Origin of the sequence: Bacteroides sp. BFG-606 (assembly GCF_024788145.1) — a bacterium.
GTDB lineage: Bacteria > Bacteroidota > Bacteroidia > Bacteroidales > Bacteroidaceae > Bacteroides > Bacteroides vicugnae.
Window position 1 is genome coordinate 2,529,321 of sequence record NZ_JANUIL010000001.1, and the last position, 16,778, is coordinate 2,546,098.

9 protein-coding genes and 1 tRNA gene are annotated in these 16,778 nt (G+C 42.9%); 6 read left to right on the forward strand and 4 right to left on the reverse strand.

Going from position 1 to position 16,778, the window contains the following annotated elements:
- Window positions 1–2: 2 nt before the first annotated feature.
- On the reverse strand, window positions 3–362 hold the full coding sequence (rsfS, locus tag NXV01_RS09080) for a ribosome silencing factor (RefSeq protein WP_148366457.1): 360 nt from the start codon (window positions 360–362) through the stop codon (window positions 3–5).
- Between the two features lie 264 nt (window positions 363–626).
- On the opposite strand from rsfS, the gene NXV01_RS09085 reads away from it, so the two are divergent.
- Window positions 627–697, forward strand: a tRNA-Gln gene (locus NXV01_RS09085).
- Window positions 698–939: 242 nt separating this feature from the next.
- Here NXV01_RS09085 and NXV01_RS09090 read toward each other — a convergent pair.
- The 3 genes from NXV01_RS09090 to rsmA form a co-directional block, all read right to left on the reverse strand.
- The gene (locus NXV01_RS09090) at window positions 940–2,793 is read right to left on the reverse strand and encodes a DUF349 domain-containing protein (protein WP_148366456.1); all 1,854 of its coding nucleotides are present in this window, start codon (window positions 2,791–2,793) and stop codon (window positions 940–942) included.
- Between the two features lie 85 nt (window positions 2,794–2,878).
- Window positions 2,879–4,219 carry a magnesium transporter gene (gene mgtE / locus NXV01_RS09095; protein WP_099146489.1) on the reverse strand — a complete coding sequence of 447 codons (1,341 nt, stop codon included), beginning with the start codon at window positions 4,217–4,219 and terminating at the stop codon, window positions 2,879–2,881.
- 16 nt (window positions 4,220–4,235) lie between these two features.
- The gene (rsmA, locus tag NXV01_RS09100; RefSeq protein WP_259022225.1) at window positions 4,236–5,078 is read right to left on the reverse strand and encodes a 16S rRNA (adenine(1518)-N(6)/adenine(1519)-N(6))-dimethyltransferase RsmA; all 843 of its coding nucleotides are present in this window, start codon (window positions 5,076–5,078) and stop codon (window positions 4,236–4,238) included.
- 70 nt (window positions 5,079–5,148) lie between these two features.
- Here rsmA and NXV01_RS09105 point away from each other — a divergent pair, with 70 nt between their 5' ends.
- The 5 genes from NXV01_RS09105 (at window position 5,149) to meaB (ending at window position 16,771) form a co-directional block, all read left to right on the forward strand.
- Complete coding sequence (locus tag NXV01_RS09105; protein ID WP_074556839.1) at window positions 5,149–6,135, forward strand: lysylphosphatidylglycerol synthase transmembrane domain-containing protein; 987 nt, start codon at window positions 5,149–5,151, stop codon at window positions 6,133–6,135.
- Window positions 6,136–6,256: 121 nt separating this feature from the next.
- The gene (locus NXV01_RS09110; protein WP_074556838.1) at window positions 6,257–7,714 is read left to right on the forward strand and encodes an aminoacyl-histidine dipeptidase; all 1,458 of its coding nucleotides are present in this window, start codon (window positions 6,257–6,259) and stop codon (window positions 7,712–7,714) included.
- Between the two features lie 917 nt (window positions 7,715–8,631).
- The gene (locus NXV01_RS09115) at window positions 8,632–14,364 is read left to right on the forward strand and encodes an alpha-2-macroglobulin (protein WP_259022226.1); all 5,733 of its coding nucleotides are present in this window, start codon (window positions 8,632–8,634) and stop codon (window positions 14,362–14,364) included.
- Between the two features lie 236 nt (window positions 14,365–14,600).
- Complete coding sequence (locus NXV01_RS09120; protein ID WP_195648573.1) at window positions 14,601–15,668, forward strand: DUF1573 domain-containing protein; 1,068 nt, start codon at window positions 14,601–14,603, stop codon at window positions 15,666–15,668.
- An 11-nt stretch (window positions 15,669–15,679) separates the two neighbouring features.
- Entirely contained in the window at window positions 15,680–16,771 is a 1,092-nt protein-coding gene (meaB, locus tag NXV01_RS09125) for a methylmalonyl Co-A mutase-associated GTPase MeaB (RefSeq protein ID WP_009000366.1), read from the forward strand.
- Window positions 16,772–16,778 lie beyond the last annotated feature (7 nt).

Here is a 16,778-nt window from a genome sequence, read left to right on the forward strand (position 1 = left end):
AATTAGTCTAGATCGGGGATTTGAGTGAGTTTGGCATCTGCCCAAAGGTGTTCAAGATTATAAAAAGCTCTTACTTCCGGCAAAAAGACGTGTACCAGTACGTCGGCATAGTCCATTGCCACCCATTCTGCATTCCGGAGCCCATCGATTGCATAAGGTTTGCTATCCGCACCTTTGCGTGTAAATTCCTTGATTGAATCTACAATGGCACTCACTTGACTAGGAGAATTTCCCTGACAGATAACGAAATATTTACAGATGGTATCTTCTATGCTGGTTAAATCGGCAACGATTATCTTTTTACCTTTTTTCTCTTGAATTCCTTCTTTTATTTTTTCAATTAATACTTTAGTATCGTTCATTCCTGTAATTGAGATTAATAATTTATGTTCTCTATTTGTTTATAACAAAAAAAGGCAACCCTTTGTTTCTGATTATAAACGTGATATTTTTGACAAATATACGCTGATTTATTGGATACAAGAAAGTTATCCCTCAATTTTTGTGTTTTTTAGTGGAGATACTTTTGTTTAGAAAGCTTATTTGGACATTTTTGCAAAAAAAATATCAGAATTGTTTTGAATTCCCAAAATATTTGTATCTTTGCACCCGCAAACGAAAATCATTGGGCTATGGTGTAATGGTAACACTACAGATTCTGGTCCTGTCATTCCTGGTTCGAATCCAGGTAGCCCAACAAATCAACGTTAATTTAGATAGAACCCTGCTAAGAATTAAATCTTGCAGGGTTTTATTGTTTTCTGACATTTATAGTCAGAAGAAACACATATTTGCTGTGAAAAGAAGCCGTGGGGTTGATGTTTAAGAAATAAATCCTTAAAGGCTGTATAAGCTTGTTTGCTAGAAAAGAGAAACCGGTTTTATTGCTCAAGCGAGCATAAAACCGGTTTCTCTTATTTCTCTAAATCGGGCAGAGGATTATTCTTCTGCTTTAATTGATTCGTCGATTACTTTAATTTTTTGTAATACTAGTTCCAAGTCTGCTTTCAGCTTGTCTACCTTGCGGTTTAGTTCAGTCAACAAGCTGCTGCCTTTCTTGGAAGTAGAAGTCAGGAAGCCCAGATTGTTCTCATAAGTCTGAAGTTCGTTCTTCATATTCTCATAAGTGCGCACTAGTTTCTCACGTTCTCTATATAAAGATTGAGTTCCGCCTCCCTGGATATTGCTGATGTTCGAACGGAAGTTGCTTAACTTCTTGTTGGAAGCATTGATATTGAAACGGTCGAATAACTGATCGATCAATCCGTGATATTGCTTGTATAGCTTATCTTTTTCTTTGAACGGCACGTGACCGATAGAATTCCATTCCTTCATCAAATCCCGAACCAGATTGCTCGCTTCTTCAGTATCCATGTTCTCATCGATAGCGGATAACTTTTCAATCAATGCTTTCTTCTTTTCCATATTCTCTGTTTCGACAGAGCGTTGTGAAGAAGTAGCCTTGTTCTTTTGCTCAAAGAAGTAGTCGCAAGCAGTGATGAAACGTTTCCAGACAGCATCCGAATGTTTCTTGGCTACCGGTCCGATGGTCTTCCATTCTTTTTGAAGTTTGGTCAGCGCATCGGCAGTAACTTTCCAGTCCGTGCTGTCTTTCAAAGCTTCCGCTTTTTCGCAGAGTGCTTTCTTCTTTTCCAGATTCTCGTTCATACCTTCTTTCAAGCTCTTGAAGAATTCTCCTTTCTTCTTGAAGAAATCATCGCAGGCATGGCGGAAACGTTCGAAGATTTTCACATTCATCTTTTGAGGTGCAAAACCGATGGTTTTCCATTTGTTTTGCAGGGCAATCACTTCCTGAGTCTTATTTTCCCAAGCAGAGAATGTCTTCAATTCATCATACTCAATCGCTTCAACGATTTCGCAGATTACGGTCTTTTGGTCCAAATTGTGCTGCTCGGCCTCTTTCAGCGACTCGAAGTGCTGCTGATGACGGCGGTTGACAGCGGTAGAAGCGGCTTTGAACCGATTCCAGATCTCATCACGCAGTTCTTTGGCTACCGGACCTGTATCGCGGAATTCCTGATGCAACTTCTGCAGTTGGTGGAAAGCGGAAACCACGTCCTCCTCGTCAGCCAGCTTTTCAGCAGCTTCGCAGAGGCGCGTCTTGATTTCCAGATTCTTTTTGAAGTCGTATTCACGGAATTCATTGTTCAGTTTCAATAAATCGTAGAACTTTTCTACATATAATTGATAGTTTTTCCAAAGTTCATTCACTTTGCCTTGCGGTACCAATTTCGTGTCATTCCATTGCTGTTGCAGCTTCTTGAATTCTGTATAAGATTTGTTGGCATCATCTCCGGATTCCACCAATTCTTTCAGTTCTTCGATAATGGAAAGTTTCACTTGCAGGTTTTCTTCCTTCTGGCGTTCCAGCTCAGCAACCTGTCTGCTGCGTTTTTCCTTGATAACCCCCATCAGACGTTTGAATTCTTCCTCTGTCGGGTCCTCTTGGGCAACAAAATCTTCAATGTTTCCACCGTTGTCTGTAAACTGTACCTTAGCAGCTTCCAACTCGGCATTATGTAACTTGTAGAATGATTGTTTCAGATTGTCAATTTCCTGCTTGTTCGCATTTTCGGCATCTTGCGCAAGCTCTTTCAGCTGGTTTAGTACATCTTCCTTAGTGGCAGGTTTAGGGGCTGCTTCAGGTTGAACTTCGGCAGTAACTTCTTCAGTCGGAGTCTCTGTAATAGCTTCAGAAACCTCGACTGTTTTCTTTTCTTCTTCTAATTCCCCTTGGTTCAAGGGTTGATTAGTGTCATGAGCGTCCATCATTGTATATTAGTTTTGGGTCACAAATTAATGAAATAAAACGATTACTTCATACTATTTTGCTTATTTTTTTTTGTTTATCGTGTTTTTATGACAATAAAACGGTTATTCCCATGTACAACATCATTCCAATGATGTCATTTGTAATGGCTATAAACGGTCCTGTTGCAATTGCAGGATCAATCTTTAGCTTCTCCAGAGTCATTGGTACCAGTGTTCCGAAAATGGATGCGAACATAACCACGGCAAACAGGCTGATGGATACGGAATAAGTCACCGTAGCTGTTGCACCGAACCGGATAAAGTTGTAGGTGTATACTAATAAGGAGATAATCGTGGCATTGATTAATGCTACTACTGCTTCCTTGGTAACTTGCTTGAATGTGTTTTTGGCATCTAGCGAACTGTTTGCCAAGCCTTGTACGATGATTGCCGAAGATTGTGTTCCGACATTTCCTCCTGTACCACCGATCAGCGGGATATAAAGTGCCATTTCGGGATGAGCGGCAAAAGTAGCATCGAAATTTCCCAATATCATAGAGTTTCCGATTCCGCCGATCATACCGATTAATAACCAGGGGAGGCGGGCAGTGGTCTGTTTCAATACATTATCGTCTGTTTCTACGTCCTGCGAAAGACCGGATGCCAACTGATAATCACGTTCCGATTGTTCACGAACTTCATCCATGACGTCGTCGACGGTGATTTGTCCTACAAGCCGGCCGATACTGTCGATGACGGGGATGGCCACCAAGTCGTACTTTTCAATCGCCTGTACCACCTCATCAATGGGAGTATCTACATGCACGGAAATCGGATCTTTCTGCATCACGTGTTTCACCTTGGATACAGAAGGAGACGTAATCATCTTTTTGAGCGGGAAGATACCTCGCAGACGTTCGTCGTCGTCGATGACATATACATAATAGATTTCGTCCAGCTCTTCCGCCTGTTGACGCATCTCTTTCAGACATTCGGGCATACTCCAGTTCTCGTTGACGAGTACCATTTCCGTACCCATTAAACCACCGGCGGTATTTTCGTCGTATTTCAACAAGTCGACAATGTCACCTGCCTGTTCAATGTCCTCAATGTGCGAAAGAACCTCTTCCTGCTTATCTTCATCGAGTTCACGCATCAGGTCTACGGCATCGTCCGTATCCATGTAGTCAACGAAGCGTTTGGCGATTGTCTCCGAAGGGAGCATTTCGAGTAGCTCTTTACGAGCGTCTTCGTCCATTTCGACAAGTACGTCGGCGGCAATTTCGTTGTCGAGCAGGCGATAGATGAACTTGGCCGCTTCCGGATTCAGGTCATTGCACAATTCGGCGATGTCGGCCGGATGGAGGTCGATGAGAAGCCCTTTTACCGTATCGGCGTCTTTTTGCTCAATAAGGTGTTTAACGTTGTCAATGTATTCCTCGTTCATCGTTGTCAATTACAAATTACGAATTACAAAATCCAGTTCTCTGCTCACTGCTGCCCATCAGTTGGTTGTTGCCTGCCGTCTTTAATGCTTCTTCCACTTTATTGGTCAGGTCTATAAATTCTGCTACCGATAGTTGTTCCGGGCGTTTATTAAATAATATGTCCTCCGTGAGTGGACAATCTTTGCCTAAAATAGGTTTGATAGAGTTGCGCAATGTTTTGCGTCGTTGGTTGAAAGTCGTTTTCACTACTTGTTTGAACAGTTTCTCATCACATCCCAACCCTTTAGTCTCGTTGCGCGTCATGCGGATGACAGCGCTTTTCACTTTGGGGGGCGGGTTGAACACATGCTCGCTCACTGTGAATAAGTATTCCACTTTGTACCAAGCCTGAATCAACACGCTAAGGATGCCGTAAGTCTTGCTGCCCGGTCCGGCTGCAATACGTTCGGCTACCTCTTTTTGAATCATTCCCGTACAGCAGGGGACGATATCTTTGTTGTCCAGCATCTTGAAAAAGATCTGGCTGGAGATGTTATACGGATAATTACCGGTCAGTACGAAAGGTTTGCCGTCGAATAGCCGGTGAAGGTTCATTTTCAGAAAGTCATCTTCGATGATGTGGTCCTCCAATGACGGATAAGCTTCGCGAAGATAGGCAACCGACTCATAGTCAACTTCTACGACCTTTATCAACCGGTCTTTTTTCACCAGAAACTGGGTCAATACTCCCATACCCGGTCCCACCTCCAAAATAGGTAGTTCGGGGAAAGTGTCGACAGTATCGGCAATATCTTGCGCAACTTTCAGATCTTTCAGAAAGTGCTGTCCGAGAAACTTTTTAGGCTTTACTAATTTCATTTACCAACTAAATAATTACTTTTGCAGCCGACAAAGGTAATTCTTTTAAATGAAGAATGAAGAATTAAGGATGAAGAAACTATTAAAAAAGACACTGAAACTGATATTACCGGTTGTTTTAGGCGGCTTTATCTTATTCTGGGTGTATCGCGACTTTGATTTTACAAAAGCGGGCGATGTGTTATTACACGGTACAAATTGGTGGTGGATGCTCTTCTCATTAGTGTTCGGGGTGTTCGCACAAGTCTTTCGTGGATGGCGGTGGAGACAGACACTGGAACCGTTGGACGCTTTCCCGAAAAAGAGCGATTGTGTGAATGCTATCTTCATTTCTTATGCTGCCAGTCTGGTAGTTCCCCGGATCGGGGAAGTGAGCCGTTGCGGGGTTTTGGCGAAATATGATAACGTCTCGTTTGCCAAGTCGTTGGGAACAGTCGTTACGGAGCGACTGGTTGATACGTTGACTATTCTTCTTATTACAGGCATCACTGTTTTACTTCAATTACCTATCTTCGTCACCTTTCTTCAACAGACCGGAACAAAAATACCCTCTCTTGTTCATCTTTTGACTTCAGTATGGTTTTATATCATCCTGTTCTGTTTTATCGGTGTGGCGATCCTTCTTTATTATTTAAGAAAAACGCTGTTCTTTTACGAACGGGTGAAAGGCTTTGTACTTAATATATGGGAGGGGATTATGTCTTTAAGGGGAGTGCGTAACATTCCTCTCTTTATTTTTTATACACTGGCTATTTGGACGTGCTACTTTCTCCATTTCTATTTCACATTCTATTGTTTTGCCTTTACAGCGCATTTAGGTATTCTGGCGGCATTGGTCATGTTTGTAGGCGGTACGTTTGCCGTGATTGTGCCTACTCCCAACGGGGCGGGGCCGTGGCATTTCGCTATCATTTCTATGATGATGCTTTATGGAGTAAATGTGACGGATGCCGGAATCTTTGCCCTGATTGTACACGGTATTCAAACCTTTCTGGTTGTTCTGTTGGGCATCTATGGATTTGCCGCTCTGCCATTCACCAATAGACATCGAGGGTGAAATTTTAGCTAAAACTGTGTATTCTTAAATGTTTTTGTTGACGTCCTTTGCCATCTGAAAACTTTTCCATAACTTGGCACTGTTTAATTATTAGATTTAAAATCGTTTTAAAATATTTATTATGAGTACCATTCTTTCTTTAGCTCCACAAAATGTGTGGAAGCATTTTTATTCGTTGACACAGATTCCTCGTCCGTCAGGACACATGGAAAAAATAACTGAATTTCTTCTTGGTTTCGGAAAAGGCTTGGGCTTGGAGTCTTTTGTAGACGAAGCAGGTAATGTGATTATCCGTAAACCGGCAACTCCGGGTATGGAAAACCGGAAAGGTGTAATTCTTCAGGCGCACATGGATATGGTTCCGCAGAAGAACAACGATACTGTACACGATTTTGAAAAAGACCCGATTGAAACTTATATAGACGGTGACTGGGTGAAAGCAAAAGGTACTACTTTGGGTGCGGACAACGGACTGGGAGTAGCTGCCATCATGGCCGTGCTGGAAGCAAAAGACCTGAAACATGGTCCTCTGGAAGCTCTTATCACTAAAGATGAAGAAACCGGTATGTACGGTGCATTTGGTTTGAAGCCGGGCACCCTGAACGGTGAAATTCTGTTGAATCTGGACTCGGAAGATGAAGGTGAATTGTATATCGGTTGTGCCGGAGGTATGGACGTAACTGCTACCTTGGAATATAAGGAAGTAGTTCCCGAAGCAGGAGATATCGCAGTGAAAGTTACTTTGAAAGGATTGCGCGGCGGACATTCGGGATTGGAAATCAATGAAGGGCGTGCCAATGCCAATAAGTTATTGGTTCGTTTCGTTCGTGAAGCGGTTGCCAGCTATGAAGCCCGTTTGGCTAGCTGGGAAGGTGGTAATATGCGTAATGCTATCCCGCGTGAGGCGCATGCGGTTATTACCATTCCGGCTGAAAATGAAGAAGAACTGCTGGGCTTGGTGAAATACTGCGAAAACCTGTTCAATGAAGAATATTCGGCTATTGAAACTCCGATCAGTTTTACAGCTGAACGCGTAGAACTTCCTGCCGGTGAAGTACCTGAAGAAATTCAAGACAATCTGATTGATGCAATCTTTGCTTGTCAGAACGGTGTGACACGTATGATCCCTACTGTTCCGGATACGGTAGAAACGTCTTCCAACCTTGCTATTATTACGATTGGTGAAGGGAAGGCAGCCATTAAGATTTTGGCTCGTAGTTCAAGCGATAGCATGAAGGAATATCTGACTACCAGCTTAGAGTCTTGTTTCTCTATGGCAGGGATGAAGGTAGAGATGACAGGCGGATATTCCGGTTGGCAACCTAATGTAAATTCTCCGATTTTGCATGCGATGAAGTCATCCTATAAACAGCAGTTTGGCGTAGAACCTGCAGTGAAAGTGATTCACGCTGGTTTGGAATGTGGTATTATCGGTGCTATTATTCCGGGATTGGACATGATTTCTTTTGGTCCGACTTTGCGTTCACCGCATTCGCCGGACGAAAGAGCGTTGATTCCTACCGTACAGAAGTTCTATGACTTTCTGGTGGCAACTTTGGAGCAAACTCCAATGAAATAACGTATTTCTCTTTATATAAATATTCTCCTATTATATAATAGGTAACCATAGTGAAGGCACGGATGATATTTCATCTGTGCCTTTTGTCATATTTATTGCAGCGTATATTACAATTCTGCTGTATAACAAATAAATTAATTGATGCAAATCAAGAAATATGCTATAAAACATAAATTTCTCTCTTTTTTAGATCAATGTATAAACAAAGGCTGTATTTTTGTGTTGTAAAACATGTAATTAGGAGGATAACAAAATGAAAAGTTTAAAAAGATTGTTTAGAAAGATCGGCGAAGCCGATGTACATGTTTGGGGATATTCAACAATTAATACCAAACCAAACAAGTAAGTTTTATTTTTTAGTTTTCAGGAATTAGTAATTTTAAAGGTTTAAAGATTATGGCAAAGAAAATGAGTTCTTTAGTTAGAAAAATCCTTAGTGAAGTAGGTCGTAATGAAATGCTTTCATGGGGGGTACAGAATTGAGAAATGAGAACAAGTACATTAACTAAGTTTAGAGTGGGGATACGTTATTAAATACGATATCCCCATTTTTTATATCTAAAATTTTACATAAAGTTGTTTTTTGTACTGCTACAAATCCTGTATATCAATTAACTATCACAGGATTAGTGTAAGGTGCAAGATACTTTTGCATTTTTGAACTTGTAAGAGATAGGTTAATCTTATTGCAGAAGATAAACTTTTCAATTAAACAACAAACGGAGTGGCAGCCTTTGGACTTTTTATTTTATTCCAAAGTGAGTTGATTAATAGGCTAATGTTTATGCAATATGCTATAGGGCTGGTAGCTTGATAAAAGCTTTTTTTAAGCTAAAAAGTACAAATCTTTAAACTTTATTTCCTTACTTTGTTATTTATAAGAGTGAGACTTATAGCAAACTTAAACTAGAAAGATTATGAAAGTAAAGCAGATTTGTATGATGGTGCTATTATGGTTGGGAGTGATTCCGGCAGTACAAGCACAAACTTTCGACAAATTATGGAAAGAAGTGGAGCAAGCGGGGAAAAAGAGCTTGCCTAAGACAGTAATAAAACTGACTGATGAGATTTATCAGAAAGGGGAAAAAGAGAAAAACTCACCACAAATGCTCAAAGCATATACGTGGCGGATGAAATATCGGGAAATGTTGAATCCCGACAGTCTTTATGCTGATTTGAAAGGACTGGAACAATGGGTGAAACAGACTGACCAACCAATGGATCGCGCCATCCTACACTCTTTGATAGCGGGAATCTATGCAGATTATGCAGCCAGCAACCTGTGGCAACTCCGCCAACGGACAGAAATCGTAGACCAGACACCTGCTACCGATATGCGTGAATGGACAGCCAATATGTTCATCGAAAAAGTGCGGACAAATATAAAGGAGGCATTGGCCGATTCTGTATTGCTGCTCAAAACATCCTCACGCGACTATATTCCGTTTGTAGAACTGGGAGAAACGAGCGAATACTATCACCATGATATGTATCATTTATTGGCTTCCCGTAGCATTGAAGCACTGCAACGGGTGGAAGAACTGGGTAACAGGATTACTAATGACGGTACTGTGAATCCGGTAAAACAAGATATAATAGCTATTTATGGAAATATGATTTCCGCTTATAAAGCAGCCGGATTAAAAGAAGGTTATGTGTTGACAGCACTTAACTACCTGGAATGGAGATGGAATGCTGATCGGAATATTCGACCTCTCCAGGTACAGGGCGAACTTCCGGTACTGACGGAAGATACTTATCTGAAAGCTTTGAACACATTGAAAAGCAAGTATGCTTCCGAACCCATCTGTGCCGAAGTCTATTTGGCGGAAGCCCGGTATGCTATTGGAAAACAACAGCAGCTCAATGCATTGCAGCTTTGCGATGAGGCAATCCGCCTTTATCCAGGCTATCGCAGAATCAATGCTTTGAAAAATCTTCGGGAAGAGATATTGGCTCCTTATTTGAATGTTTATGCATCCGATTTGGCTTTTCCGAACGAAGAGATAGAATTGAGGGTCTCACACAAAAATCTGGATGGTTTCACTGTCCGTCTTTATCAGGCGAAGAAACTGATAAAGGAACAACATTACGCTGTGCTTCGTCCGAAAGATTACCGGACGCAGGACACTGTGTTTACATTCAAAGCTCCCGAGCTTGGATCTTACGTGATGCGTATCATACCTGATATTCGTGCGAAGAGAGATAGTGAAAGTAAGTTTGATGTAACACGTTTCAAAGTGCTGACGTGCCGTCTGCCGGAAAAACAGTATCAAGTGGTGACGCTGGATGGACAGACAGGGCATCCTATTCCCCATGCGAAAGTGACAATGTACAGTAATGACGAAAAAGTGTTGCAGGAGTTTACGACAAACGAAGAGGGTAAGGTCGTATTTCCCTGGAAATCCGAATACCGCTATCTGAAAGCTTCCAAGGGGACGGATACGGCAATGCCGAAACAAGGCATTTATGCAGGAAGTTACGGATATTACGGCGACGAAGATAAAGTGACTGAAAATATGACTTTATTGACCGACCGCTCTTTGTATCGTCCCGGGCAGACGGTATATGTGAAGGGAATTGCTTATTCTCAACAATCAGATACGGCGAATGTGCTTCCGAACAAGGGATATACGGTGACTTTATTGGATGTAAACAATCAGGAAGTAGGGCAGAAGTCGGTACGTACTAATGAGTTCGGTTCGTTTACCACCGATTTCGCATTGCCTTCGGCCTGTCTGAACGGAATGTTCTCTTTGAAAGCGGGAAGAGGCCGTACAAGCATTCGGGTAGAAGATTATAAACGTCCGACATTTGATATCACTTTTGAAAAGCAACAAGGAAGTTACAAACTGGGTGATGAGGTACAGGTGAAGGGTAAGGTACAATCTTATAGTGGTGTGCTGCTTCAGGATCTTCCGGTGAAATATACGGTAAAGCGTTCTGCATACAGCCTTTGGCGGTTTGCGGAATCTGTGCAGATTGCTTCCGGTGAAGTGATGGCCAATGAGAATGGAGAATTTACGATACCGGTTCGTCTGCAGGAAAGTGACTCTTATAAGAATAATGATAAGGTATATTATCGTTATTCCATTGAGGCCACTGTTACCAATGTGGCAGGTGAAACACAATCTTCTACGGACGTGATTTCGGCAGGAAACCGTTCGTTGGTTTTGCAGGTGGAATTGCAAGATAAGACTTGCAAGGATCAACCCTTCGAAACAATATTTAAAGTACAGAACCTGAATGGACAACCTGTGGAGGTGAAGGGGGATTATTACTTGTACCCTGCCAAAGACAAGGACTTTAAGCAGCTGGAAGAGAAACCGGTTGCAACGGGAACCTTTACTTCTAATGAAGACATGACGCTCGACTGGAAGAATCTTCCATCGGGACCTTATGTGCTGAAAGCATCAGTGAAAGATAATCAGGGCAAGGAAGTGACTGCTGACACCAACACGATTCTTTTCTCTGTCGAGGACAAACGTCCGCCTGTAGAAACGACGATGTGGTTCTATGGTGCAAATACGGAATTTGATGCTGCTCATCCGGCCGTGTTCTGTTTCGGTACGTCGAAAAAAGATGCTTATGTGATGATGAACGTATTTTCTGGTGATAAATTGCTGGAGAGCAAGACGTTGAATTTGTCAGATACGATTGTCCGTTTCGAGTATCCATATCGGGAAAGTTATGGGGATGGTGTCTTTGTGAATCTCTGTATGGTGAGGGACGGACAGATTTATCAGGAACAGGTGCGGCTGACCAAACGGATTCCTGATAAAACGCTGGCTATGAAGTGGGAAGTGTTCCGTGATAAATTGCGTCCGGGACAAAAGGAAGAATGGAAGCTGACGATTAAAACGCCGCAAGGGCAGGCTGCCAACGCGGAAATGCTGGCAACGATGTATGATGCCTCCTTGGATAAAATATGGAATCGTAAGCAGGAATTTTGGGTGTATTACAATCAGATACTCCCTTACTTTAATTGGATGAGTGGGTATTCCGGCAATAATTCGTTCAATTACTGGTGGAATACGAAGAGTCTCAAAGTGCCATCACTGGAGTATGACCACTTTGTGATGCTGTTGAATTATTATAATAGCGGAGGAACGGATGAAATAATGGTGAGAGGATATGGCTCGACGAGAAAGTTGACGGTGACAGGTAGCGTTTCGACATTGGACGTTGCAACTTTAAGGAGTAATGCGCCAAAGATGAAATCGGCTATGGCTGCTGATGCCATGACTAATGTTGAATTTCAATCGGAAATGATACCCACGGGAGAAAAAGCGGATGAGGCATCTGACAACGAAATGCTTCCCGAAGCATCTGCTGACTTGCGTACCAATTTAGCAGAAACAGCATTCTTCTATCCTCAACTTCGCACCAATGAACAGGGAGAGATCTCTTTCTCTTTCACGATGCCCGAAAGTCTGACGCGTTGGAACTTCCGTGGATATTCTCATACAAAGGGAATGTTGACGGGAACATTGGATGGCGAAGCTGCCACAAGCAAAGAATTTATGCTGACTCCTAATCTCCCTCGTTTTGTGCGTGTGGGTGATAAGACTTCTCTGGCAGCTTCTATCTCTAATATGACTGGTAAGCCGCAAGCCGGAACGGTCAGTCTGGTCCTTTTTGACCCGATGACAGAGAAGGTTATCAGTACACAAAAACAGAAATTCAGCCTTGCTGCCGGAAAGACAATGGGTGTGGACTTCCAGTTTACCGTTAGTGATAAATACGAAATAGTGGGATGCCGGATGATTGCCGACAGTGGTACTTTCAGCGATGGAGAACAACAGTTGCTTCCGGTTCTTAGCAATAAAGAGCATTTGGTGGAGACACTTCCAATGCCAGTGCGTGGAGAAGAAACCCGTACTTTCTCACTCGATCATCTGTTCAATCAGCAAAGTAAAACAGCCACAGATCGTAAACTAACTGTTGAATTTACAGGAAACCCGGCTTGGTATGCCGTTCAGGCATTGCCTTCATTGAGTCTTCCGACAAGTAATAACGCTATTTCCTGGGCTACTGCCTACTATGCCAATACATTGGCTTCGTTTATCATGAACAGTCAGCCGAAGATCAAAGCGGTATTTGAAAGTTGGAAACTGCAAGGAGGTACGAAAGAAACGTTCTTGAGCAATCTGCAAAAGAATCAGGAAGTGAAGAATATCATTTTGTCCGAGTCTCCCTGGGTGCTCGAAGCACAGACGGAAGAGCAACAGAAAGAGCGCATCGCCACCTTGTTTGATTTGAATAACATCCGTAGTAATAATATCGCAGCTTTGACTCGATTGCAGGAGTTACAGAACTCAAACGGGGCATGGTCCTGGTATAAAGGAATGAACGGCAGTCGATCTGTAACTACCTATATCGCCGAACTGAATGCCCGTCTGGCTATGCTGACAGGTGAGAAATTAAGCGGATCGGCTCTTTCTTTGCAACAGAAGGCTTTCGCTTACCTTCATCAATCAGCTTTGGACGAGTATAAGGAAATCCTGAAAGCACAGAAAGACGGTGTGAAGTTTACGGGCGTTTCGGGCAGTATTCTGCAATATTTGTATCTCATCGCTATTTCGGGAGAGCAGGTACCCGCAGTCAATAAAGCGGCTTATACCTATTATCTTTCTAAGGTAGGAGAATTGCTGACTTCTCCTTCGATGGATACAAAAGCGATTGCCGCCATTGTGCTTGATAAAGCCGGACGCAAGAAGGAAGCGCAGGAGTTTGTCGCTTCTCTGAAAGAACATCTGACGAAGACAGATGAACAGGGAATGTTCTTTGCTTTCAACGAGAATCCGTATACATGGGGCGGAATGCAGATGCAGGCTCATATAGATGTGATGGAAGCGCTGGAACAGACGGGTGGCAACAACGATACAGTGGAAGAAATGAAACTTTGGTTGTTGAAGCAAAAGCAGACACAACAGTGGAATTCTCCGGTAGCTACTGCCGATGCGGTATTTGCATTGCTGATGAAGGGTACTAATTTACTCGACAATCAGGGAGATGTACGGATTGTGATTGCTGATGAAGTGCTGGAAACTGTTAGTCCAAGTAAAACGACTGTTCCCGGATTGGGATATATCAAACGTTCTTTCACACAGAAGAATGTGGTGGATGCCCGCAAGATTGAAGTGGAAAAGAGAAATCCGGGTATTGCCTGGGGAGCTGTGTATGCAGAATTTGAATCTCCTGTGAGTGATGTGAAACAACAGGGCGGTGAACTGAATGTTGAGAAACAGTTGTATGTGGAGCGTACGGTGAATAACGTGCCTCAATTACAGCCTATTACTGCCAAAACGGTTCTTCAGGTAGGTGATAAAGTTGTTTCCCGTTTGAGCATCCGCGTAGACCGTCCGATGGACTTTGTACAGTTGAAAGATCAGCGGGGCGCTTGTTTCGAACCGATCGGCAGTATCTCCGGTTATCGTTGGAACAACGGGCTTGGCTATTACGTAGACATCAAAGATGCATCGACTAATTTCTTCTTCGATCATTTAGGAAAGGGTGTATACGTGTTGGAATATAGCTACCGTGTCAGTCGTGCAGGAACTTACGAAACAGGTTTGGCAACTATGCAGTGTGCTTATGCACCGGAATATGCTTCTCATTCTGCTTCGATGACAATTATTATTAAATAGTTCCGGCAGGGGATTTTTATTCTCACCGATGAGCGAGGCGTTCCTCACCGATGAAGAGGGTATTCCTCACCGAGGAAGGCATCCTTCCTCGGTGAGGAACTTTTTTCTTATAAACAGGGGCTTACAAGGAATGCTATTAAGTAAAGTCTTTTCCCAATCTGTGTTAATCTGTGTAATCTGTGGTGAAAAACTCATCTAAAACCCCTACATTTGTGCACCAAAATAAAAAATATCGCATGAAACGTAGTTTACTATCTATATTAACTTTGCTTACTGTCGCTTTGGCAGCCGTTGCCCAACCGCGTATCTCTTCAAATAAAGAGACACATAACTTCGGACAAATAGAGTGGAAACGTCCGGTGGCTGTGGAATATACCATCACTAACACGGGAAACCAACCGTTGGTGCTGACCAACGTCACGACCTCTTGTGCCTGTGCCGTGGCCGACTGGACGAAAGAACCGATTGCTCCCGGAGGAAAGGGAGTAGTAAAGGCTACTTTTGATGCCAAGGCGTTAGGGCATTTTGAGAAGTCAGTAGGCATCTATAGCAATGCCAGTCCGAGTCTGGTTTATCTGAAGTTTACCGGCGAAGTGGTGCAGGAAATTAAAGATTATACCAAGCTGCTTCCTCATGCCATCGGAAATATCCGTTTAGATCGTGATGAGTTTGCTTTTCCTGATGTTTATCGCGGACAGCAGCCTTCATTGACTTTCAACATCGCCAATCTTTCCGATCGTCCCTACGAACCGGTGCTGATGCACCTGCCTCCTTATCTGAAAATGGAAGCGGAACCTAAAGTGCTGTTGAAAGGTAAGAAAGGAACTGTTAAACTGACGCTGGATGCAAGCCAGCTGAAAGATTATGGATTGACACAAACATCCGTTTACCTTTCCCGTTTTTCCGGTGATAAGGTGAGCGAAGATAATGAAATACCGGTTTCGGCTATTCTTCTTCCCGACTTCTCACGTATGACAGAAAAAGATTCTCTGAACGCTCCTGCCATGCGTATTTCTGAAACGAACATCGACCTGAGCGTGCCATTGATAAAGAAGAAAAAGGCAAGCCACGACATATTGATAGCCAATGCCGGAAAAACTCCATTAATTATCAGTAAGTTGCAGGTATTTAATTCATCGGTAGGAGTGAGCCTAAAAAAGACAGTGCTTCCCCCGGATGGAATGACGAAACTTAAAGTGACCATTCGTAAGCGTGACGTAGGTAATAAGAAACATCATTTACGTATCTTGATGATAACGAATGATCCGCTACGCCCGAAAGTCGAAATCAATATCAAACGCTAAATCCTATTGTTATGGAACATCCTGAAAATAGTGAAGAATATAAGGGACTTGTTGTCAATAAAGGTATTGAGCAACCCTCATCTGTGAATCCCTACTTAAAGCGGAAACCTAAGAAACGCCAACTTTCAGTAGCAGAGTTTGTAGAAGGTATCGTAAAGGGTGATGTCACTATATTGAGTCAGGCTGTGACATTGGTGGAAAGCGTAAAGCCTGAACATCAGGCTGTCTCACAGGAAATCATCGAGAAATGTCTGCCATTTTCCGGCAATTCGGTTCGGATCGGTATTAGTGGTGTTCCCGGTGCGGGAAAGAGTACGTCGATAGATGTATTCGGTCTGCATGTACTTGAAAAAGGGGGCAAGTTGGCGGTATTGGCTATCGATCCCAGTAGTGAACGCAGTAAAGGCAGTATCTTGGGAGATAAGACGCGTATGGAACAGCTGTCCGTACATCCTAAATCGTTCATCCGCCCTAGTCCGTCAGCCGGTTCATTGGGAGGAGTGGCACGTAAAACACGGGAGACGATTATTCTTTGCGAAGCTGCCGGATTTGATAAGATTTTTGTGGAGACCGTAGGAGTGGGACAGAGCGAAACGGCTGTTCACTCGATGGTTGATTTCTTCCTGTTGATTCAGTTGTCCGGTACGGGAGATGAACTGCAGGGGATTAAGCGTGGTATTATGGAAATGGCGGACGGTATCGTTATCAATAAGGCCGATGGAGATAATCTGGAACGTGCCAAGTTGGCTGCCACTCAATTCCGTAATGCATTGCATCTGTTTCCTGCGCCTGAATCCGGATGGACTCCTAAAGTCTTGACTTACTCCGGTTTTTATAATCTGGGAGTGAAGGAAGTCTGGGACATGATTTACGAGTACATTGATTTCGTGAAAGGAAACGGCTATTTTGAATATCGCCGCAACGAACAAAGTAAATATTGGATGTATGAAAGCATTAATGAACAACTTCGTGACAGCTTTTATCATAATCCGAAGATTGAAGCGATGCTCTTAGAAAAAGAACAGCAGGTATTGAAAGGTAACCTGACTTCGTTTATAGCTGCAAGAAGTCTGCTCGATACTTACTTTGAGGATTTGAAATAAGGTTTTA

Coding starts and splice junctions, on each gene's coding strand:
- rsfS (WP_148366457.1), bottom strand. CDS start 362: ATGAACGATACTAAAGTATTAATTGAAAAAATAAAAGAAGGAATTCAA.
- NXV01_RS09090 (WP_148366456.1), bottom strand. CDS start 2,793: ATGATGGACGCTCATGACACTAATCAACCCTTGAACCAAGGGGAATTA.
- mgtE (WP_099146489.1), bottom strand. CDS start 4,219: ATGAACGAGGAATACATTGACAACGTTAAACACCTTATTGAGCAAAAA.
- rsmA (WP_259022225.1), bottom strand. CDS start 5,078: ATGAAATTAGTAAAGCCTAAAAAGTTTCTCGGACAGCACTTTCTGAAA.
- NXV01_RS09105 (WP_074556839.1), top strand. CDS start 5,149: ATGAAGAAACTATTAAAAAAGACACTGAAACTGATATTACCGGTTGTT.
- NXV01_RS09110 (WP_074556838.1), top strand. CDS start 6,257: ATGAGTACCATTCTTTCTTTAGCTCCACAAAATGTGTGGAAGCATTTT.
- NXV01_RS09115 (WP_259022226.1), top strand. CDS start 8,632: ATGAAAGTAAAGCAGATTTGTATGATGGTGCTATTATGGTTGGGAGTG.
- NXV01_RS09120 (WP_195648573.1), top strand. CDS start 14,601: ATGAAACGTAGTTTACTATCTATATTAACTTTGCTTACTGTCGCTTTG.
- meaB (WP_009000366.1), top strand. CDS start 15,680: ATGGAACATCCTGAAAATAGTGAAGAATATAAGGGACTTGTTGTCAAT.